The sequence below is a fragment of the Neolewinella lacunae genome (assembly GCF_014349155.1).
In the GTDB taxonomy this organism is placed as follows: Bacteria; Bacteroidota; Bacteroidia; order Chitinophagales; family Saprospiraceae; genus Neolewinella; species Neolewinella lacunae.
Genome location: NZ_JACSIT010000139.1, coordinates 60,020 through 82,796, shown reverse-complemented (window position 1 = coordinate 82,796; position 22,777 = coordinate 60,020). Strand labels below are relative to the sequence as shown.

Genomic DNA, 22,777 nt, shown 5'->3' with positions numbered 1-22,777 from the left:
TTAAGCGATGTTTTCTTGGCGTAAAAGGGTACGGAGCCTGGTGCGGCCGCGGTGGAGATAAACTTTGACCTGCTCGGGGCTCAGGCGGGTCACTTCGGCAATTTCCCGGTATTCCATGCCCTCCACTTCGCGGAGGTGAAGGACGGTGCGTTGGTCGGTCGGCAACTGCTGGATGATCCGGTGGATGTGGCTCAGGCTATCGCTGGAGGCGGCCAGGCGGTAGGGCGTGCGGGGATCGAGGTCGGGGCCAGCCGCTTCCCGTTCCCGGGCGCTGCGCACCTGGCCCGCGCGGAGCCGATCAATCGCCTGGTGCTGGGTCATCCGCATCAGCCAGGCCGGGGGATTATCGAGCCGGGCAATCTCCTCGCGTTTGTTCCAGCTTTTGACTAAGACGTCTTGCACCACGTCCTGGGCTTCGTCGGCGTCATTGACCACCCGGAGGGCTAGCCGGTAAAGTCGGTCGCGAACCGAATGGATGAGGTGGGTGAAGTGGTCCAAAAGTGGGAGCTTTGCACTGGTCACGTTGGCCGGCCGGTAAATGTTACAGCAAGGACGATTTTTTTTGCTGGCCGTTGCCCCTCGCTCCCCGTCCCTTCCCCCTGCACCTGCGACCGCGCCCAATAACCCTTGATTAGGCCTATCTTCGCGGCCATGAGCGTAAACAAGAAAATCGATGCGAAACGGGTCACGGTAAGTACCCTGCGTGCCATGAAAGAAGCCGGCGAGAAAATCGCCATGCTGACGGCCTACGACTATTCCATGGCCAAGATACTCGACGCCGGCGGGGCCGACGTACTGCTGGTGGGCGACTCGGCCAGCAACGTCATGGCCGGCCACGAAACGACCCTGCCGATTACCCTGGACCAGATGATCTACCACGCCAGCAGCGTGGTCCGGGCGGTCAACCGGGCCCTGGTGATCGTAGATTTGCCCTTCGGCAGTTACCAGGGCGACAGCAAGATTGCCCTCAGCTCCGCCATCCGCATCATGAAGGAAAGCGGTGGCCACGGGGTAAAACTGGAAGGAGGTGCCGAGGTGGCCGACAGCATCAAGCGCATCCTCTCTGCGGGCATTCCCGTGATGGGGCACCTGGGCCTGACGCCGCAGTCGATCTACAAATTCGGCACCTATACCGTCCGCGCCAAAGAAGAGGCCGAGGCGGAGCGCCTGTTGCAAGACGCCATCCTGCTGCAGGAACTGGGGTGCTTCAGCCTGGTCCTCGAAAAAATCCCCGCCCACCTGGCTGGCAAAGTCAGCCAGGCCCTGGCCATCCCCACCATCGGCATCGGTGGCGGAGTGGACTGCGACGGGCAGGTGCTGGTGACGCACGACCTGCTGGGGCTCACCAAAGACTTCCACCCCCGCTTCCTGCGCCGCTACGCCGAGCTCTTCGACGTGATCCAGGACGCCACCGAGCGCTACGTCAACGACGTGAAGGCCAAAGACTTCCCCGGGCCCCAGGAACAGTACTGAGGTGCGGACCGGGCGGCAAGCCTGCCCCCGCCCTCCCGGGATTATTTCTTCCGCCACTCCATAATTTTGCTGGCCGGTGCGTTCACGTTAGGCGAAAGCCCCCAAAGACTAAAACGATGTTGAAAAAAATCCTTCTGGCCCTGGTGATCCTCGGCACCGTCATTGCCGGCTACGTCTACTACCGCTTGATGCTGGCGCCGGTGGTGCCCAATGATTTGCAAAATCCCGTGGTGACCATCCCGACGGGAGCGACTTACGAGCAGGTGCTGGATTCGCTGGCGGCCATTGGGGTGCGGCCAGACCGTGCCCTGTTTGACCCGCTGGCCGAGCGGATGGCCTACCGCAAACCCGTTATGCGGGCCGGTCGGTACCGCCTGGAGCCCGGCATGGGGTACATCGACTTACTCCGCAAACTCCGCAGCGGCAGCCGGGAGGCCGTTAAAGTCGTCCTGACCACCGAACGGGAGCCCGAAAACGTAGCCGCTAAGGTCGCCCGCTTTCTCGAAGGGGATAGCCTGGCTTTCGTCCGTCTGTTTCAAGACCAGGACTACATCAAAAGCCTGGGCTACACGCGCGAGACGCTCCAGACCCTCTTCATCCCCAACACCTACGAGATGTACTGGGACGCCACCCCCCGGCAGTTTATGGAACGCATGGTCAAAGAACACCAGCGCTTCTGGGACGCGGAGGGCCGCCGTGAAAAAGCCAAGGCCCTGGGGATGACGCCCACCGAAGTGTACATCCTGGCCAGTATCGTCGAAAAGGAAAGCCTGGTGGCCCACGAGCAGCCCCGCGTGGCCGGCCTCTACCTCAACCGCCTGCGGCAGGGGATGCGCCTGGAAGCGGACCCCACCGCCGTTTTTGCCACGCGGGATTTTCTCACCACCCGCGTCCTCTACTCGCACACCAGTTTCGAGAGCCCCTACAATACCTATCTCCACACTGGCCTGCCGCCGGGGCCGATTACCATGCCCAGCGTAGGGAGCATCGACGGGGTTTTGAACCCCGAAAAGCACGATTACATCTTTATGTGCGCCCGGGGCGACAACAGCGGAGAGCATAACTTTGCCAGCACGATGGCCGGCCACACCCGCAACATCGCGGTATACGTTGCCAACCTGAAGTCGCGGGGACTGCGCTAGTCCCTCCCTCCCCCTAAAAACCATTTTCTGATACCCCTAGTCCGCATGCAATTCATCAACCATTCCCTTCCCGCTGAAACCACTACGCTCCGTTTTTTTCGGGACGATGATCCGGAGCTGGAAGGCATTCTGGCACCGGGGAAATACCTGCGGTCGCTGGACCCCGATGGCTTTCTGGTGCGCCTGCCCGAAGCACCCACTGCGGCGAAAGTGCGCGACCTCGCCCGCCGCCTGAGCCACCACGAAGCCAAGCAGCTGCGCACCCACGTGCATTTGCTCAATGAAACGGGCAGCGACGCCCTCACAGCCGCTTTTCTGGGTGGCCTGTTGCTGGGTACTTACCGCTCCGATCAACTCAAGACCACCCAGGAGGCGCACCCTCTCGCTGCCGCCGGGGCGGGTATCCGATTGCCGCGGGCCGTCCCCGACCACATCACGGATGCGGCAGCGCACAACCTCTTTCGGCTCAGCCAGCGGGAAATTGTTTTGGCCGAAGTGCAAATGCGGATCATGGCCCTGGTGGATGCACCGGCCAACGTTAAACGTCCGCAGTACCTGGCGGCCTGGGCAGAGGATTCCGGCCAGCGCTACGGCTACCAGGTAAAGGTGCTGGACGAAAAAGAATGCGCGGCGGAAGGCCTCGGGGCCCTGCTGGCCGTCAACCGCGGCAGCGAAGACCCCGCCCGCCTCATCGTCATGGAATACCGGGGTCCGGGTGCGGCTACCGACGGACCCACGGCCATCATCGGAAAGGGCATCACCTTCGATACGGGCGGATTAAGCATCAAGCCCAGCGCCAACCTGCACCTGATGAAATCCGACATGGGCGGGGCGGCGGCCACTTTCGGGGCCCTGGAAGCTGCGGCCCGGCTGCAGTTACCCGTGCACCTGGTGGGCATCGTCCCCAGCACCGACAACAGCGTCGACGCCCTGAGCATCAAACCCTCCGACGTCATTACCGGCCACTCGGGCAAAACCATCGAGATCATCGATACCGACGCCGAAGGCCGCCTGGTGATGAGTGATGGCCTGAGCTACGCCCTGCGCCATTACGCGCCCAGTACGCTGATTGATGTGGCCACCCTGACGGGCAGTGCGGTCCGGACGTTCGGCTATGAATGCGCCGCCGTGATGAGCAAAAACGAAGACCTGGTGGCGGCCTTCCGCGCCGCTGGCGAAGAATGTGCGGAGCGGGTCTGGCCCCTGCCCGTTTGGGATGAATACCGCGAAGCCCTGGACAGTGACGTGGCGGACATTAAGAATTTCTCCGGGCGGCCCATTACGGGAGCCATCGACGCCTTCAAGTTCCTCGAGTTTTTCACGCAAGACCACCCCGCCTACGTACACTTCGACATCGCTGGGGTTGCCCTCAAGCAAGGGCCCTACGCCAAAGACCGGCAGGCGACGGGCTTCGGGATGCGGCTTTTTGTGGAGTGGCTGACGCGCCAGCCCGGGGCCTGAAGACCGCTGGAGAGCACCTCTCCAGCCAAAAAATGATTTACTTAGCGGCAAATTCCCCCGGCTATGCGCAAAATTGCTGTTCTCTTCGCCCTCTTACTCCTGTCCCTGGCGGCCCGCGCTCAGGAAACGCATTCGCCGCAGGCGACCATCACGTCCATTTTCGCAGCCATGAAAGCGGCCGATACCACTGGCCTGCGTGCCTATTTCCATCCCTCGGCCACGCTGCACTCGGTGGTGACCAAGCCGGACGGAAGCACGGTGGTTTCTGAAGGAAGCATCACGCGTTGGTTTAAGGGGATCAAGGGCGCGGCCGCAGGTGCATTGGATGAACAACTGCACTATACCGAAGTCCGCACCGACGGGCATTTGTCCACGGCCTGGACACCGTACGTCTTTATGTACCAGGGAGCAATGCACCACTGCGGGGTAAATGCCTTCCAGCTGGTAAAAGACGGCGCGGATGGCCGTTGGCGCGTCCTCCACATCACTGATACGCGGCGCGACGGAGCGGGAGATTGCGAAGCCGTTTCCGACCAGTCGCCCCACGACGCCATCGATGCCCTGGCTACCCGCTGGCACCTGGCCGCCGCACAGGCGGATTCCGCCACGTTCTTTGACGCCATGGAAGATGACGGGATTTACATCGGGACCGATAAGGGAGAACACTGGACCAAGGAAGAGTTCCTGGGCTTTGCCGCCCCTTACTTCGCCCGTGGCAAAGCCTGGGATTTCAACGCCACCGAGCGTCACGTTTTTTACGACCCCGCCAACCAGGTGGCTTACTGGGATGAACTCCTGCACACCTGGATGGGTCCGTGCCGGGGCACCGCAGTGGTCCGCCGCAGTGGACCTAATGGCTGGAAGATCGCCCACTACACCCTCAGCGTGACGGTGCCGAACGACAAGATCCAGGGCTTCATCGAACTGACGGGCGAAAGGCGCAAGGAGCGGTAGCCTCCTACCGAGAAAGCCCTTTCAAGCCGAGCGGTGTCCTCTTCGAAAACCTGCGCATGTACCTTGCACTTCTTCAATCCCTGATTGCCACGCCATCGCTTTCCCGGGCCGAAGACCAGACGGCGGACCGGATCGAGGCCTTCCTGCGGGAGCGGGGGCTGGCACCGCAACGCCACGGCAATAACGTTTGGCTGCGCAGCCGCAACTGGGTGGAGGGCCGTCCGGTGATCCTGCTCAACAGTCACCACGATACCGTGAAGCCCGCCGCTGGCTACACCCGCGACCCGTATCAACCTACCCTGGAAGGGGGCAAGCTTTACGGCTTGGGCAGCAACGATGCCGGGGGAGCGTTGGTGGCCCTCATTGCGGCTTTCGTTGCGCTGGAAAACGATCCCAGCCTCGGTTGCAACCTCCTGCTGGCCACCACCGCCGAAGAGGAAATCAGTGGAGCGGGGGGCGTAGCGGCCTTGCTGCCCCTGCTCGGCCCCATTACGGCGGGCATCGTCGGGGAGCCCACCTTGCTGGATCTCGCCATTGCCGAGCGCGGCCTGGTAGTGATTGACGGCGAGTGCCGGGGCGTTTCCGGTCACGCCGCCCGGCAGGAAGGGATCAACGCCCTTTACCTGGCCCTGGACGACATCCAATCCATTCGCAACCACGTCTTCCCGCGGCCCAGCCAGCTCCTGGGCCCCACCTCCGCCAACGTCACGGTCCTGCAGGCGGGAACCCAGCACAATGTGGTCCCCGACCGCGCCACTTTTGTAATCGACTTACGCGTCAACGAAGCCTACCGCAACGAGGAGGCCGTTGAGGAGTTGCGCGGGGTTTGCCGTTCGGCAGTGCTTACTCCGCGCAGCCTCCGCCTTCAGTCCAGTGCCATTGCACCCGAGCATCCTTTGGTGCGGGCGGGCTTAGCGGTGCGGTCCGGTGCCAAGACCTATGGCTCACCGACGCTTTCCGACCAGGCACTGCTGCCTTTCCCTACGCTGAAACTCGGCCCGGGTGACAGCGCCCGCAGCCATACCGCCGATGAGTTCATCTACGTCGCCGAAATCGAAGAGGCCCGGCGGATGTACGTAGACTTGCTGCGAGCGGCCTACTGAGCAGGCATTCGGGGGAGGAAAATTCTTTGGCGGGTAAAATTTTTGCAAGAATTATTTTTGCAGCAGGCAGCGCAGGGGCAAGGCCGGGCGTTTGACCAATAGTTTTGATGATGAAAGATTCTACAGCCTCACTTTATTCTCACTAGTAGTTTTGTTTAAAGGCTGTTTACGAAAATGGGGAAAACGGACACGATCCGTTTTCCCCATTCTTTTTTGTCGCCGTCCGTAGGGCCGCTGCCGGGTCAGGTCTTCCTTTGCTTCGGCGACCTGCACAGCACCTGCGGCCGCGCCCGGATTAGTCGTTGCTGCTCAGGATAGAAAGCAGGCGGAGCACCTCGATGTACAGCCATACCAGCGTAACGATGAGGCCCATGGCGCAGAACCACTCCATGTACTTCGGTGCGCGCATGGCCGCAGCCTGGTCGAATGAATCGAAGTCGAGCAGCAGGTTCAGCGTAGCGATGCCGATGATGAACAAGCTGATGCCGATGCCGATCATTCCTCCCTCGTGTAAGAAAGGCATGTTGATGCCAAAAAAGCTGAGGCCGATATTGAGGAGGTAGACCAGGAAAATACCGCCCGTAGCCATCATGATGCCGGTCCGGAACTTTTGCGTTACGCGGATCAGGCCCGTCTTGTAAACGAAGAGCATCATGAACAGGAGCGAGATCGTCAGCAAGACCGCCTGGAAAACGATGCCGGCACCGAAGCCTGCGGCGTAAATGGCCGTAACGGAACCCACGAAGAGGCCCTCTAAAAGCGCGTAGACGGGGGCCAGGGTGGGGGAGAGGTGACGCTTAAAGGACATGATGAGCACCAGGACCAGGCCGCCGATTGCACCGCCCCAGAGGAAGAGCCCGCTGGGGTTGGCGTAGGAATAAGTGGCCGTCAGGAGCAGCAGCAATCCCATCAGGAAAGACTTGTTTACCGCACCACTAACGGTCATCACGTTGTCGTCTGCCCGCTCAATGATGCTGCCGTCCAGGGTGCTGGAACTGGCGCGGCTGAGGGATTCCTCCTTCAGCAGGGGGTTATTAGACTTGGTAAAACGATCAAAGAAAGACATAGCAGAATAGGATTTGATGAATTGGCGGGTTGGCAGGGGGAATGATCGACACGGTGTGAAGCGCCGGACCGTCCTGCGTAGGCCCACGCAAATAAAACGTTTAATTTGGAAAGTCGTTGGCCTTCTGTTCGTGGCGGACACAAAAAAGAGGCAACGACTGCGGTGTCGTTGCCTCTCCGTGGTTTTATGGTTTCGCCGGGGGCTTATTCCAGGGTTCCGGGCGTTTCTCCGGGGGCCATGTAAAGGTAGGCACCGAGGATCTGCTCGACGCTGGCCTGCAATTCGGGGGCGTTCTGCTGGCGGATCTGCTGCAGCAGGCCACGGATCAGGCTCTCGGCCCGGGTGATGTCGCTCTGGTAACTGCTCTGACGGATGCTTTCGTCGATGCTGTTGTAGAAGTCCATCCGGTCGGCTGCGTTCCTGGCCAGCTGCTCAATGACGGGCGCTGCGCGCTGGGCGTTGCGGGTTTCCAGGTAGGGCTGCAGCATGAGGTAGGTCTGGTAGAAGAAGGGGAAGTTTTTGTCGGGGAAGGCCCGGAAATAGGCATCCCCAACTTCCAGGGCCCGTTCCAGTTGGCCGTTATCCACCAGGTCGCGCATGGTGCGCATGATGACGATCTGCATGGACTGCACCGCGGGGGCATAGCTGGTGGAGATGTGGGTGTCCACGTTATCGAAGTTGCCCCACTGCCACTTGTTCAAGACCAGGTCGGCGGTTTTTTCGGCGTCTATTCCACCGCTGCCGATGATGCCGTAGTTGCGCTGGTCGCCTGCGTTGGGGGTTACGGTCAGCTTGAGGGCCAGTCCTTCGAGTTGGAGGTAATCTTCCAGGCCGAGGAGTTTGCTCTGCTGGCAGGTCACCGCCCAGTAGATGGGCCGGTCGTAGAGGTTGGAGTTGATGATGTCGAGAATGGCGATGTCGTCTTTGAGCAGGCGGCTGTTGCTGATGCGGATGGGGATGCGCTGCTGGGCCTGTTCGCCGGCGGGGACGAGCCAGGGGGCCTGGGCCAGGCGGCGGGGGTCCACCTGAATGCCCACGTTGCAGGAGGCGTACTGGGTTTCCAGGCTGCCGCCGCCGCGCAGGGGCACGGGGTTCTCGGAAGCCAGGGTGGCCATGAACTGCTCCAGGCTCTGGGGCGTATCGCGGGCGCAGTTGCCATCGGGGTTGTTGCGGTTCAGGTAGGGGATCTGGTTGCGCTTGCGGCCCCGGTACTGGTCTTCGGTAAGCGTCAGGTTGATGGGTGGCGAATCATTCATCTTGTAGCGGAGCAGATCAATGTACCAGTCTACCGCAATGAGGCTGAGGTTGACCACGCGCACGTCGGGGCGGATGTTTTCCACCTCCTGGGCGTACCACAGGGGGTAAGTATCGTTGTCTCCGTAGGTAAAGATGATCGCGTTCTGGTCAACGGATTCGAGGAAGTTGGCGGCGTAATCCCGCGCACCGGAGTGTAAGGCGCGGCTGTGGTCATCCCAGTTCTGGAAACCCATCAGCAGGGGGGCGACCAGCACGACCGCTCCGATGCCGGCAGCGACTGCGAAGCCCTTCTGGTTGAGTTTGTCTTTGGCCAGGCCGTACAGGGCCGGCACCGCCATGCCCATCCAGATGCAGAAGGTGAAGAAGGAACCTACCAGGACGTAGTCCCGCTCCCGCGGCTCGTTCGGGGGCTGATTGGTGTAGATGATGATGCCGATGCCGGTGATGACGAAGAGCGTCAGCAGTCCGATAAAGTCCTTGCTGTTCTTGCGGGCGTGCCAGAACAGGCCGATGAGCCCAAAGAGGAAGGGCAGCAGGTAGTAGCGGTTGTGCGCGGGGTCGTTTTTTGCGTGGTCGGGCAGCTCGTCGAGGTTGCCCAGGCGGGCTTCATCGAGGGGTTTAATGCCGCTGACCCAGTTGCCGGAGCTTTTGTCCCAGCTGTAAAAACCCTGCTCTCCGTTCTGCCGGCCGGCGAAGTTCCACATGAAGTAGCGCCAGTACATCCAGCCGATCTGGTATTGGAAAAGGAACTGGATGTTATCGGCCTGGTTGGGCCGGTTGCGCGGCAGGGGCTGGCTGGGGTCCAGGCCCATCCACTGTTTGTAGAGGCTGACGCGGCCCTGGGTATTGTCGTACATCCGGCTGAAGAGCATCTTTTTGCTGTATTCCGGTGTGATTTTTTGGGTGACGCCTTTCTCATACTTGCCATCTACCAGCCCGTAGCGGTCGACTACCTCGGTGGAGGTGACGTCGGCGGTAAACGTCTGTCCATAGATAAGGCTGCGCTCGCCGTACTGCTCCCGGTTGAGGTAGGGCAGCAGGCTGGTGACGTTATCGGGGTTGTTCATGTTGACGGGCGTCTTTGCCTCGGCGCGCAAGACCACGACGCCAACGGTGCTGAAGGCAATCACCAGCAGGCCGAAGCCCACCACCACCTGCTGCAGCCAGGCCACGTTGTTGCGGTGGGCGTAGCGCAGGCCCAGGTACATCGCCCCCAGGAGCAACAGCAGCGTGGGAATGATGCCGGAATGCACCGGCAGGCGGAAGGTATTGACGAGCGGAATTTCAAAAAACTGCCAGATCGTGGGGATGCCCACGATGATGAAGGCCTGGATAAAGACAATGATCACCACGCCAGCCACCACGGAAAGGCCGAGCCCGAAAAGGCTGGTCTCCTGGTTTTTCTTGTAGTAGTAGAAGATCGCCATGGCGGGGATCGTCAGGATGGAAAGCAAGTGGACGCCAATGGACAGCCCCGAGGCAAAAAGCGCGAAGAGCAGCCAGCGGTCGGCCGCCGGCGTATCGGCCAGGGTGTACCAGCGGACCATGGCCCAGATCGTCAGGCAGGTAAAGAAGGTAGACATGGCGTACACCTCGCCCTCCACGGCCGAAAACCAGATGGAGGTGGAAAAGGCGGTGGCCAGGCCGGCCACCAGCCCGCCGGCGGCAACGGCCAGATTCTGCCCACTGCCCAATTCGGCGGTTTCACTGCGCCCCAGAATGGTGAGGATGCTGAAACGGATCGTAATCCAGGCTACAAAGGCCGCCGCAAAGGCCGTGCAAACGCCCGACATGGCGTTGACTGCGTAGGCAATCATGGCCTGGTTGCTGCCGCCCAGGACGTCGCCCAGCCCGGCAAACATGCGGCCGATCAGCAGGAACAGCGGCGCTCCCGGGGGGTGCACCACTTGCATTTTGTAGGCTCCGAGGACGAATTCGCCGCAGTCCCAGAGGCTCCCGGTACGCTCGGCGCTGAGCAGGTAAACGACGGTGGCAATGGCAAAGACCAGCCAGCCGGTCAGTTGATGTAATCGATTCAATTTTCCCATGGGGTGGTCGGTATTTCCAATCAGGATTTGCTAGCCTCGGCTAAATACCCGGCAAAGCTAGCACATTCCGGCCGCTTAAGGGTTAGCGTTCGTTAAACTTGGTTAATGGCAGCGGGCGCGGCCGCAGGTGCCAGGGAAAAGACAAAGAGCGGAGGAGGCCTGGCGTTGCTCCTTCGTCCCCCGCCACTGCACCTGCGCCCGCGCCCAAAAAAGCCACTTTCCTGCCGGGAAGCCGTCGGAATTACCGTTAAAAAACAACCCAAACTACCACGCTAGCGAATTTTCACTAAATTGCAGCCCCAGGGCGACCCGGGAGATTCTTTGCTCGATCATGTTTTAAAGCGTATGAGGTTATCAAACTACTTTTCTGCACTGTTGTGCCTTCTTTTTTGCGGTACGCTGAGTGCCCAGGTCACCCTGCGTGGCAAGATCACTGAAGCGTCCAGCGGCGATGAACTGATTGGTGCCAGCGTACTCGCCAAGGGTACGACGACGGGAACGGTAACCGATATTGACGGTACCTGGGAACTGACGGTGGACGGCCTGCCCGTAATCCTGCAATTTTCCTACATCGGCTATTCCCCGATGGAGGTGGAAGTGACCAGCGCCGACCAGGACCTCAGCATTGCGCTGGGCGACAACGTGATATCGACCGAGGTCATTGAGGTAAAGGGCCAGCGCATCAGCGATAAGCAGCGGCAGGCGGCCCTGACGGTGGAGACCCTCGACGCCATTGCCATCAAGCAAACGCCGGCGGCCAATTTCTACGATGGCCTTGGCAGCCTTAAGGATGTGGACCTGACCGCCGCCAGCCTCGGTTTTAAGATCATCAACACGCGGGGCTTCAACTCCACCAACCCCGTGCGTTCGCTCCAGATCATCGATGGGGTCGATAACCAGAGCCCGGGCCTGAACTTCTCCCTGGGCAACTTCCTGGGGGCTTCGGAGCTGGACGTCAACCGCGTCAACCTCGTAGTGGGCGCCTCCTCCGCTTTTTACGGTCCCAACGCCTTCAACGGCGTCATTGCGATCGAAACCAAAGACCCCTTCCTGCAAAAGGGGCTTTCCGCCCAGGTAAAAGTTGCCGAGCGCAACCTGTTCGAGGGCGGCTTCCGTTGGGCCGACGCCCTGAAGAATAAGGATGGCAATGAGTGGTTTGCCTATAAGCTCAATGCCTTTGGCTTCCGGGCCGACGATTGGGTGGCCGATAATTACGACCAGGTTTTTGACACCGAGGAGTCGCCGAGCAACCCCGGCGGCTACGACGCGATCAACCGGTACGGAGACGAGGCCAGCAGCTCCACCGACTTCGGCTTCCTGCGCACGCGTCCGGGCCTCGGTCACATCTTCCGCGGTGGCTACAACGAAGAGGACCTGGTGGACTACGACTCCAAGAACCTCAAGCTGGGTGCAGCCTTCCATTTCCGCCTCCAGCCCGAGAAAACGCTCGAAAGCACCGAGCTGCTGCTGACCACCAACTACAGCACCGGGACTACCGTGTACCAGGGCGACAACCGTTTCAGCCTACGCGACATCCAGTTCTTTCAGCACCGGATCGAACTGCGCAACCGGGACAACTTCTTCGTGCGGGCCTACGTCACCCACGAAGACGCTGGACGGAGCTACGACCCCTACTTTACGGCCATCAAGCTCCAGGACCTTTCCAAGAGCGACGGGGCCTGGGCGGGAGACTATTCCAGCTACTGGCAATCGGTGGTAACCCCCCAGATTCGTATGTTGGAAGGCTGGCCGAACTGTTTCCCCGTCAACTGTACGTTGCCGGAACAGGATGCGCAGCAGCGGGAGTTCCTGGCCCGGCCGGAGAACCAGGACTTGCTCTTTGGTTTCCACGCCGATGCGCGCGAGGCGGCGCGGGCAGCACGGGGCATCAACAGCCGCGACGAATACGTGGTGGGCACGGATCGTTTTAACCGGGCTTTTGACAGCATCACCTCAACGCTGGCCAGCGAGGGGGGGACCCTGTTTTTCGATCGTTCGGCGCTGTACCACCTGCACGGTGAGAAAATTTTTGCCAACGTCTGGGCACCCAACGCCGACAGCCGACTGGAGATGACGGTGGGTGCCAATGGTCGTCTGTTTACCCCCGACTCGCGGGGTACCTTGTTGCTGGACACCATGGGCCGCAACATTGATACCTGGGAAGTTGGAGCCTACGGTGGCGGCACGCTGCACCTCAACAACCGCTACAAGATCAGCGCGAGCTTGCGGGCGGACAAAAACCAGAACTTTAATCTGCTGTTCAGTCCGGCGGCAAGCTTTGTCTTCACCCCTACGCAGGGGACGACGGCGCGGGTTTCCTTCAGTTCGGCCATCCGCAACCCTACGCTGAACGACCAGTACCTGTTCTACAACGTAGGCCGGGCCATTCTGCTGGGCAACATTGATGGGGTGACGGGCCTCAACACACTTGAAAGCGTACGGAACTTTTCCAACTCGGGGATGCCGAGCGACCTCGTCTTCTTTGACGTCGCGCCGATCCGCCCCGAGCAGGTCCGCACCCTGGAGGTGGGTTACCGTTCTACCTTTTTCGACCGTTTGTACCTGGATGCTACGTATTACTATAGTTTCTACCAGGATTTCATTGGCTTCAACCTGGGGGTTGATCTCGACTTTGTCAATTCCCAGATCACCGGTGCCCAGGCTTACCGGGTATCGGCTAATGCGACGGACCGGGTGACTACCCAGGGCTTCAGCATCGGGGGCAACTACTACTTTGCCGACTACTTCGCCTTCAATGGCAACTACAGCTGGAACATCCTCAATACGGCAACGGACGACCCCATCATTCCGGCCTTCAATACCCCGGAACATAAGTACAACGTGGGAGTAAGCGGGCGCGACGTTCCGTTTAGTCTGCTGGGTGACGGCGTCCGGGAGTTTGGCTTCAGTATTGCCTACAAGTGGGTGGATGGGTTTATCTTCGAAGGGTCTCCGCAGTTTACGGGTTTTATCGAGAGCTATGGCTTGCTCGATGCCCAGATCAACTTCTCGCTGTCGAACATCAACACCGTAGTTAAGATTGGTGCTTCGAACATCTTAGACAACCAGGTATTTCAGGTATATGGTGGCCCCCGCATTGGCCGCCTGGCCTATATCTCCGCTACCTACGAGTGGAAGCGGAAATAAATTTCACAATCGCTCTTAATCAACCTATGTGTCATGCTTAAAAACGTAACCCTTTTTCTGGCCGCCTGCCTTTGTCTGTGCAGCACGCTGGCCGCGCAAAACCGCTATATCGATCCCTTGTTCGAGGTAGGCGACCCGACGGTCAACGTTGTTTACTCCAACAATATCGACCTCATCGCCCTTTCCCAGGGTGCCACCGGTCCTGTTCCCCAAACGATGGACGTTTACGAACCCGTGGGCGATACGGTGGCCCTGCGGCCAGTGGTAGTAACTTTCCACACGGGGAACTTCCTTCCTCAGTACTTCAACGGTGGCCCTTACGGTTCAACCACTGACTCTGCTAACGTGGAGATCATCAGCCGCCTGGTGCAGCGTGGCTACGTGGGCATTTCCGCCACCTACCGTAAGGGCTGGCAGCCTACCGCTACGGCGGATTCCATTCGTACGGGTAGCCTGCTGCAAGCCGTATACCGGGCTTCACAGGATGCCCACGCCCTGGCGCGGTTCCTGCGTAAGAGCGTTGCCGAGGATGGCAACCCATACCGCATTGATACCAGCCGGATTACCTATTGGGGCCTTGGCTCCGGTGGCTACGTAGTGCTGGCCCACAACTTCCTCGACCGGGTGGATGAAATTCTCCAGAACCCCAACTTCTACACCCCCTCCGGTATTCCGCTGGTGAACGAAGCCATCAACTCCAATCCCCAGGGTCTGCTGCCCACGATGCAGAACGTCGTAAACCACCCCGGTTACAACTCCAATGTAGCCTTCACGGTCAACCTGGCCGGTGCCCTGGGAGATACCCTTTGGATGGATGGCATGAGTGAAGAAGCGCCGACCATTTCGATGCACTCTTTGACTGATCCCTTCGCGCCCTTCTACGCCGGAACCGTTATTGTTCCTACGTCTCCTCCCATGCCGGTGGTGGACGTTCAGGGCTCGAACCTGGTGACCATGATTGCCAATGATAAAGGCCTCAACGACGTCCTCGTTCCTGCCAACTCAGTGGCCCTGGAGTCCAAATTCGGCAGCCTCTCCCGTATCCTCAACCAGTTCAGCGCCGCTTACAAAACGGTGACAACTACCTCGCCGATTCCCACCAGCACCCTGGACGAATTCCAGTTGGGTCGTGATAACCTGTGGCCCGTTCTGCGCACGGTTCCCCCCAATGTTGGTGGTTCGGGTGCTACTACCGGCGTTTGGAACTGGTTCGATGAAGCTGCCCTGCGCGCCACGATTGCCGCCATCAACGTCAACGTACCTACGGCCAACCTCAACGCTAACAACATCATCGCCGGCGAAGACCAGACGAACCCCCACCGCGATGACCCAGCCGCCGCCAAAGCGAACATCGATACCCTGATTGCCTACTTCATCCCCCGCGCTTACTACGCCCTGGATCTGGACGGACTGGTATCCTCCCGCAATGACCTGGTGCAGAACAGCGCCGTAGGCCTCGAGGTGTTCCCCAACCCCGCCAACGAAGGCTTTACCGTGAAAACCGCCACGGGTCACCCCATCCGTAGCATCAACGTGATTGACCTCAGCGGCCGCATTGTTGCCACCTTCAACAACCTTAACCAAAGCACTTTCCGCATCGAACGTGGCAACCTGCCCCGCGGCACCTACATCCTCCAGCTTCGCCTGGATGAAGGCGTCACCGCCAAGAAGGTGATGTTGAACTAACTGAAGGACGCTCCAGAGCGCATTACAGCATGAAGCGCCCCCGTCTTGGTCATCCAGGCGGGGGCGCTTTTGTTTGGGGGCTCAGCGACCTTTTTGTTTTTACTGCACCAGCGCCACTTCTCCCCGGTAATCCACCTGTCTGCCATCAACAAATTCTACGGTGGCGGTAAAGACGAAGACGGCGGGATTCATCCTTTTTCCGTTGAAGTGACCATCCCAACCCGCTGCGCCATCTCCGGGGGCGAAGTCGCTGCCGACGAAGACTTCATTGCCCCAGCGGTCGTAAATGTGGAAGGCCATTACGCGGCTGACCAGTTTGGGGTCAGCGTAGGGGATGAAGACATCATTGATGCCATCGCCGTTCGGAGAGAATGCGGTGGGAAAAAAGACGTTGCGTTGGCGATCGACGATGATTTCGGTGCTGGCCGTAGCCACGCAGCCGTCGGCAGTACTGATCTCAAGGGTGTAGACCGTACTTGCTAGGGGTGAAGCCCGGGGACGCAAACAAGTGGGGCAATCTAGTCCCGTCGCGGGTGTCCATAATACACTGGCCAGGGCCGCAGCGGGATAGTTGGTCAGGGCATTGAGGCGATAGTCTTCGCCCAGGGCAATGACTACCCGGGGGGACAAGACCAGGCCGAGCTCAGGCGGGTTGGGAACGGATACGCTTGCCCGCAATTCACAGCCCTGGGCGTCTTGCACCACCAGCGGGTAATTTCCCGGGGCGAGGCCCGTCACTACCGTATCGGTACGGAATCCGAGGCCTCCGTCAGTGGCGTAGAGGTAGGGCTCCCGTCCGCCGGTAACACCCGTAAAGGTGAGGGTCCCTAGGGGCATGGCACAAGTCGGCGGCGCGAGGGAAAAAGTGAAGTCGAGGGGGAGGTCCTGAACGGCTTCGACATTGCCCTCCCGTTGGCAACCATTGTTGGCGTTGGTCACCATCACCCTGTAGTTGCCCGGACCTTGCACCTGCGGCCGCGCCGTATTGCCGTCGGCTACGATGCGTCCCCCTTCCGTAGTCCAAACGAAGCGATAGCTGCCAGCATCCGTTACCATCGCCGCCAGGCGGACGGGGATGGTATCACAACCCAGGTCGAGCGTATCCGGCAGGAGCAACCCGGGAGGGATGGTGTCTTGGAGTACCCTAATGACGAGATCATTGGTACACTGGTTCTCCGGGTTGATCACCAGCAGGCGGTAATCTCCCGGCCGGTCTACCCGTGGGGTGAAGGAGTCTTCTCCCGACAAAATATTGCCATTCACGGTGGTCCAGCGTACCGAGGGTTCCGCCCCCGCGCCGCTTGCCGAGGCATTGAGCAGTACCGAACGCGTGGTACACGTGAGTACCTCCGGCGTAAGTTGCGCGAGCACCGGGGGAGCTGCGTCCTGGGTTACGGTCACGGAATCCAGGCGGAAACAGGCATTCTGGATGTTCGTTACGCGCAAAAAGTAAGTACCCGGTGCCGCTACGGCGGGGGAGAGCGTAGTGCTTCCTGCCACGATGCTACCGGAAGGGGTGGTCCAGGTGTAGCGAAATTGGTTGCCCTGGCTGGAAGTCCGCGCGTCCAGTACCACCAGCGTATCCGTGCAATTTAGCGATGCTGGTAGGGCGATGTTGGCTTCGGGCGCTTGGCGGTCTTGGGTCACCGTCACTTGGGCACTGTCTACGCAGCCATTGCTTAGGTTCTCAACCCTCAATTGGTAGGTGCCCGGCGCGTCTACTACGGGTGTTGGTCCGGTGGCACCACTTAGGATGTTGCCGCTTCCCGTCGTCCACCGCAGGCCAAAACCCGCACCCGCCGAAGAGCCCGTGGCGTCGAGGGTCAGCTCCGTTACGGCGCAGTTCAGGTCTGCGGGTGCGACGATGGCCAGGCGCGGAAGCACCGTGTTTTGCCCGATGCGCACGGAATCTTCGGCGCGGCACCCGTTCCCCGGATTGCTGATGCGAAGGAGGTAAACGCCCGGCGAACGCAGCATGGCCACCGGCAGGGTATCTGCACCCAATAAAGCTCCGCCGTTACGTACCGACCAGTCATACTGCAACCCCGGCGCACTCGCTCCCTGGTTGGTCAGTGTGAAGAGGGTATCCCGGCAGGTCAGGGTCAGACTGTCCGGGCCCAGGTTAACCACCGGCTCCACGAAATCCGCCCGCACCCGCACGCTGTCGGTGGCCGCACAGCCATTCCGGTCGTTGCGGACCTCCAAAAAGTAGTGGCCAGGGGCGGTGGCCATGCTGGTAAAAGCATCTGCCGGGCCGGAGAAAGTTCCGTCGGAGGTAGTCCACTGGTAGCTGATGGACGGACCACTCGCCGATCCCTCCGCGCTCAAGGTGGCTACCGGTGCTGCGCAGTTGATTACTGCATCCAACCCAGCCTCCGCCAACGGAGGATTCAGGTCTTCCAAAACTTCCACCTGTGCCGAGTCTGCGCAGCCCGTCCGGGGATCAAACAGGTGAAGCTGGTAGGTGCCCGCCGCCGCCACGTTGGCAAAGAAATCCGTTGCCCCGCTGGTGATGTTTCCGCCCGTAGTGGTCCACCGGATCTCCAGCCCGGTGAAGCCCGCCGGGGCGCTCCCGCGTAAGGTCGTTTGCGGCGTCACACAGGTGAGCACTGCGGGCGTTTCCACGGTAGCGACGGGGATCTCCCGGTCTTCCGTTACCGTGACTACCGCCGAATCCCGGCAGGCGTTCAGGGTGTCGACCACGAGCAAACGGTAAGTCGCCGGGGCATTAACCACGAGGGAAGGTCCATTTAAACTGCCCGCAGGCAGGGTTCCACTGCTTTGCCAGGCGTAACGCAAATCGGGAACTAAGGCCGTACTGCCCAGGGCAAAAATGGTGTCGCGGCAGGTCAATACCCGCTGCGTCGGCCCAACGATGGCCACTGGGGACCGGAAGTCTTCCGTCACCGTAGTCGTGCTTTCCGTCGTACAGCCGTTGCGCGGATTACTGACCACGAGCCGGTACGTGCCCGCCGTATCCACCTGCACACTTGGCCCATCACTGCCTGCCAGGATGCGGCCATTTGGCGTGGTCCAGGCGAAATCAAAAGTCTCGGCCGTATTCACCGTCGCCTGGAGCGTGCCCACCGGGGTAGCGCAGTCGAGCCGCAGGGGTGGGGCCGCGGTGACTACCGGACGAACGGTATCCTGCAAAACGACGACCCCCAGGCTATCCACACAGCCATTATCGACATTGAGAACGCGCAGGGTGTAGTTGCCCGGCGCACCAATCCGGGCCACGAGCCCATCGGTAGCACCCAGGAAATTGCCGTTGGGGCTCGACCAGGTCAGCGCAAATCCCGCGCCAGCGTTGCTGCCCGTGGCGTTCAGGTCAATGGTCGTCACGTTACAATCCAGCGGTGGCGGCGTCGCGATGGTCACCGTGGGCAGGTTGTCGTCCCGCAAAATGCGCACGCTATCGAGCGCGCTGCACCCGTTGGCGGGGTTGGTTACCCGCAGCAGGTAAGTGCCCGGAGCGCCGATGATGGCGCGCAGGCTGTCGGCGTCGGCCAAAATTATTCCGTCGAGGGTCGTCCACGCCACCGTATAGGCAGGGGGCGGTACGCCGAGTACCGCGCCCGCCAGGGTGTCTTGTTCGGCCGCGCAGGTCAGGGTGAAGGACGTCCCCGCACTGATGTCCGGGGCCAAAGTATCAATGCCCACCCGCAGGGTACTGTCGGCGCGGCAGCCGTTAGCCTGGTTTTCAATGGTCAGGGTATAACTCCCCGGGGCACCGATCGTGGGCATCGGGCCCGTGGTATCGCTGAGGATTGTACCATCGTTGGTCGACCATAAGTAGTCAAAAGCAGGTCCAATGGAGGATCCAATACTGTTCAGCGTAATTAGGGCGCGGCCGCAGGTGAAAGGTCCGTTGGACGAGACGGCCACGTCCGGCAAGACAAGGTCTGCCACTACCACTACGGTATCCCGGGCCTCACAACCCGTAGCGGGATCGAGCACCGTAAGGAAATACGGGCCAGCGGCGCTAACGGTGGCGGAATCACTCATAACTCCCGCAACGATGGTACCGAGTTCCGTACTCCAGGCGTAAGTGAATCCGGTGCTGTTGCCATTAGTTTCGGCAACGAGCCCAATTTGGGTTTGGCGGCAGCTCAGCGTGTCGGCCGGGGTGATTTGGGCGCTGACCGGACTGGGGCTGGCCACCACCGTCACCGAAGCTTCGCTAAAACATCCGGTGGCCCCGTCGGTGAGACGGAGGGTATAGGTGCCGGGGGCATCGACGGTGGGGCGTAGTCCGTTGCTACCACTTACTATGCTTCCATCCGTGGTGGTCCAGCTGGCTTGTACCCCCGGCGCAGGGTTAGAGGGGCGGGCGTCGAGCTGCACCGTTGGGCTGCCGCAGCCCAAGGGAGCGGGTGTTTCTATTTGGATCGGCGGGGGCGTCCGGAATTCGTCCACCCGGACCTCCGCCGTGGCGGTGCATCCGCTGGGGCCGTGGGTTACCAGCAGTCGGTAGGTTCCTGCCGCTCCAACCGTGGGGTTGCTGCCCGTGGTGCCGGAAACCAAAAAGCCGTCGGTAGTACTCCACTGGTAGCTGTAGCCCGGGCCGGAGGAGGAGCCGAGGGCGTTGAGCTGGACGGTTGTTGAATTGCACGTGATGTCGCCGAACTTGTCTACAAAGGCGAGGGGGATCTCCGGATTTTCGGCAACCACGACGGTGGTTTGGTCGGTGCACTGGATGCTGCCGTTATCGTAGTTCACATCCAGTACGTAGGTGCCCGCGCCAGCCACGGTGGGGGTACGGGTGGTAGCTCCGGAGAGGATGTTGCCATTGGGGGTGGACCATTGGTAAAAATAGCCAGGCCCAGCGCTGGAGGCCGAGCCGTCGAGGACTACGCTGAATCCTCCGTCGCAGGGGAGGAAAACGGTGGCGGGTGCTTCTGCGTTTACGGTGGCCAGGGTCACTTCTACGTCGTCGCTTTGTTCGCACAAGGGGCCGAAGAAGATGTCGTCGATGGCAAAGTCGTTCCCCGAGCCCACCGTATTTTGGTTCACTATGCAGATTTCTGCGCTCATGGCACCCCCGGAGAACCAATTTTCGGCGAAGCGGTTCCAGCTGCAAGTAGCGGATGAGGCCCGGAAGCTTTCCCCCAAAAGTTCTCCATTGACGGAAAATTGAAGCAAAGCGGGGTTTTCACTGATGGCCGAAGCTACCCAAGCGGTAAAACTGAGGAGGGTATTGGCAGGGACGGCAACCGTCTGGCACCATACCTGCTCGTTAGGCGTGGTTGCTCCGTTGATGACCAGCATATTTCCTCCGCCGGTGTGGTCCGAGCAGGCCGCAAAATTACTGTGGGCCGCGCTGCTATTTGCCACAATTGCGTAGGTGCCCTCGGTGGATAGTGGTCCGAAAGCCCCCCCCGTCCCGGGCCCGTACTCGGTGGTAAAGCCAGAGTCGCCAGCGCTAAAATCGCCGTTGACAATGAGGTTGACCGTGGGGTCGATGACTTGGGCGGTTAAGGTATAGGTGCCCGGCCCGAACGCTACCGGCGTGAGGCTGCGCGGGTCGGAAACGCTGCCCTCGGGCGTCCACTGCACCGCCACCACATTATCACCGAGCACCTCGCCGAGAAGGAGGGTGTTCCCCCCGGGCGGGCAAACTTTCTGGTCGGGGCCCGCCGTGAGGAAAATGTCACACTGGGCGGGCAGCAAAAAGGGGAGCCAACAAAGAGCAATGGATAAAGCGAGCGCGGGATGCATCACAGTAGGGTATGGAACTGAAAGAGTGGGGTGGGCTCGGCGTTCTCCGGCGGACAAGATAAGTTGCGCGCGTCACATGCTTCTCCGAGGCTTTGCGGTAGCAATTGGTCCAAAAGGCCAGGAAGGCCTTTTACTAAAGCTTTACGCAAGGCATTCCGGCATATCGTAAGTGAGCGTGTATCTTTGCCGTCCCCAACAAGCACAGCTCACGCACAATGCGCGTAACCGACTATTTCGCCCAGGCCAAAGGCAACACCCTCATCAGCTTCGAAGTCCTGCCTCCCCTGAAAGGCGGTAGCATGCAAGCCATTTTTGATACGCTGGACCCTTTGATGGAATTCAAGCCGCCCTTCATTGACGTTACCTATCACCGCGAGGAATACGTCTATAAACGCCGGCCAAGTGGTTACTACGAGAAGTCATCCATCCGCAAACGCCCGGGCACCGTCGGTATCTGTGCAGCCATCATGCACCGCTACGGTGTGGATGCCGTGCCCCACTTACTCTGCGGCGGTTTTACCAAACAGGACACCGAGAATGCCCTGATCGATCTTGGTTTCCTCGACGTGCAAAACGTATTGGCCCTGCGCGGCGACGCCCGCAAGTTCGAGGGCAAATTCATCCCCGAGCCCGATGGGCATCACTACGCTTCCGACCTGGTCCGGCAGATCAACGACATGAACAACGGGATTTATCTGGACGACCTCACCGTCTCCGACGAAGCCTCCCGCACGAACTTCTGCATCGGCGTAGCGGGCTACCCCGAAAAGCATTTCGAAGCACCCAACCGCGAAATTGACCTGCGCTACCTGAAAGAAAAAATCGCCGCTGGCGGGAATTACATCGTCACCCAGATGTTTTTCGATAACCAGAAGTACTTCGACTTCGTGGATGCGGTACGCGCCGCTGGCATCGACGCCCCAATCGTCCCCGGCCTCAAGCCCCTCACCAAGCTCTACCAGTTGCACAGCATTCCCCGCATGTTTTACATCGATTTGCCCGATGACCTGGTCAAGGCCATCACCGATGCCAAAACCGACGCGGCCCGGCTCCAGGTCGGTATTGAGTGGTGTATCGCCCAGAGCAAGGAGCTAAAAGAGCGCGGCGCCCCTTGCCTGCACTACTACACGATGGGCGATTCCAGCACGATTGAGGCCATTGCCAAAGCAGTATACTAAGGCTGTCTCCCGATCGGTCAGTTAGGTGTTGCAACGCAACTTTTGACGGTGGAAGGCATTTTTTTGAATCGTTGTCAGAACAAGGTTTGGTGAAAAAGAAGAATCGTTGGCAATAATCCTGCGCTCTTTCGGTAGTTTGGAGAAAAATTCTATGGCCTAAGGCAGCGTTAGCCCAACGGTTTCGTTACTTTTGTGTTAAGTTTTAGCGTTTACTCTGCCCTGCCCGAGGGATTGGCAGGGAAAATTATGAGGCCATAGCTTGTTTCTTACTCCGGGAATTATCATTTTTGCGGGGCAAAAGGCTCAGCTCTGGTTGATGTTTACGCAATAATATTTGCCTGCATACTATTCTTGGGATTTTTTGTTTTACGAACATGCAATACACGATCACGCAATTCTCCGGTTCCGGCGGCTCAGGCAATGCCGGATACACGCTTCCCCCAACACTTTGGTAAATCATGGCATCGTCCTGCAAAGACGAGCGCCCTCTCCCGTACGGATGCGTAGGGGTTACATAACATTCACAATTTTCAAACATTAA

12 protein-coding genes are annotated in these 22,777 nt (G+C 60.0%); 8 read left to right on the top strand and 4 right to left on the bottom strand.

Annotated features, from left to right (window positions below):
* Positions 1–498, bottom strand: a complete 498-nt coding sequence (locus H9S92_RS15590; protein WP_187467621.1) for an RNA polymerase sigma factor — start codon at positions 496–498, stop codon at positions 1–3.
* A gap of 153 nt (positions 499–651) precedes the next feature.
* Between H9S92_RS15590 and panB the strand changes: the two genes are divergently transcribed.
* The 5 genes from panB to H9S92_RS15565 all read left to right on the top strand — a co-directional run bounded on the left by panB (position 652) and on the right by H9S92_RS15565 (position 6,133).
* Positions 652–1,473, top strand: coding sequence for a 3-methyl-2-oxobutanoate hydroxymethyltransferase (gene panB / locus H9S92_RS15585; RefSeq protein ID WP_187467620.1), 822 nt, complete (start codon positions 652–654; stop codon positions 1,471–1,473).
* Between the two features lie 116 nt (positions 1,474–1,589).
* A complete protein-coding gene (gene mltG, locus H9S92_RS15580) occupies positions 1,590–2,615 on the top strand; it encodes an endolytic transglycosylase MltG (protein WP_187467619.1) in 1,026 nt (341 codons plus the stop codon).
* 45 nt (positions 2,616–2,660) lie between these two features.
* Positions 2,661–4,076 (top strand): leucyl aminopeptidase family protein, encoded by a 1,416-nt coding sequence (locus H9S92_RS15575; protein WP_187467618.1) that lies wholly within the window; start codon positions 2,661–2,663, stop codon positions 4,074–4,076.
* A 63-nt stretch (positions 4,077–4,139) separates the two neighbouring features.
* Positions 4,140–5,030 carry a nuclear transport factor 2 family protein gene (locus tag H9S92_RS15570; RefSeq protein ID WP_187467617.1) on the top strand — a complete coding sequence of 297 codons (891 nt, stop codon included), beginning with the start codon at positions 4,140–4,142 and terminating at the stop codon, positions 5,028–5,030.
* Between the two features lie 56 nt (positions 5,031–5,086).
* The gene (locus H9S92_RS15565) at positions 5,087–6,133 is read left to right on the top strand and encodes a M20 family metallo-hydrolase (RefSeq protein WP_187467616.1); all 1,047 of its coding nucleotides are present in this window, start codon (positions 5,087–5,089) and stop codon (positions 6,131–6,133) included.
* A 295-nt stretch (positions 6,134–6,428) separates the two neighbouring features.
* On the opposite strand, the gene H9S92_RS15560 is transcribed toward H9S92_RS15565, so the two are convergent.
* Both H9S92_RS15560 and H9S92_RS15555 read right to left on the bottom strand, forming a co-directional pair.
* The gene (locus tag H9S92_RS15560; RefSeq protein WP_187467615.1) at positions 6,429–7,199 is read right to left on the bottom strand and encodes a Bax inhibitor-1/YccA family protein; all 771 of its coding nucleotides are present in this window, start codon (positions 7,197–7,199) and stop codon (positions 6,429–6,431) included.
* Positions 7,200–7,402: 203 nt separating this feature from the next.
* Complete coding sequence (locus tag H9S92_RS15555; RefSeq protein ID WP_187467614.1) at positions 7,403–10,504, bottom strand: glycosyltransferase family 117 protein; 3,102 nt, start codon at positions 10,502–10,504, stop codon at positions 7,403–7,405.
* A gap of 345 nt (positions 10,505–10,849) precedes the next feature.
* On the opposite strand from H9S92_RS15555, the gene H9S92_RS15550 reads away from it, so the two are divergent.
* On the top strand, positions 10,850–13,651 hold the full coding sequence (locus tag H9S92_RS15550) for a TonB-dependent receptor domain-containing protein (RefSeq protein WP_187467613.1): 2,802 nt from the start codon (positions 10,850–10,852) through the stop codon (positions 13,649–13,651).
* A gap of 33 nt (positions 13,652–13,684) precedes the next feature.
* A complete protein-coding gene (locus tag H9S92_RS15545; protein ID WP_187467612.1) occupies positions 13,685–15,337 on the top strand; it encodes a T9SS type A sorting domain-containing protein in 1,653 nt (550 codons plus the stop codon).
* Positions 15,338–15,436: 99 nt separating this feature from the next.
* Here the strand turns inward: H9S92_RS15545 and H9S92_RS15540 are convergent, their stop codons facing one another.
* On the bottom strand, positions 15,437–21,058 hold the full coding sequence (locus H9S92_RS15540) for a T9SS type B sorting domain-containing protein (RefSeq protein ID WP_187467611.1): 5,622 nt from the start codon (positions 21,056–21,058) through the stop codon (positions 15,437–15,439).
* A gap of 215 nt (positions 21,059–21,273) precedes the next feature.
* Here H9S92_RS15540 and H9S92_RS15535 point away from each other — a divergent pair, with 215 nt between their 5' ends.
* The gene (locus H9S92_RS15535) at positions 21,274–22,236 is read left to right on the top strand and encodes a methylenetetrahydrofolate reductase (RefSeq protein WP_187467610.1); all 963 of its coding nucleotides are present in this window, start codon (positions 21,274–21,276) and stop codon (positions 22,234–22,236) included.
* Positions 22,237–22,777 lie beyond the last annotated feature (541 nt).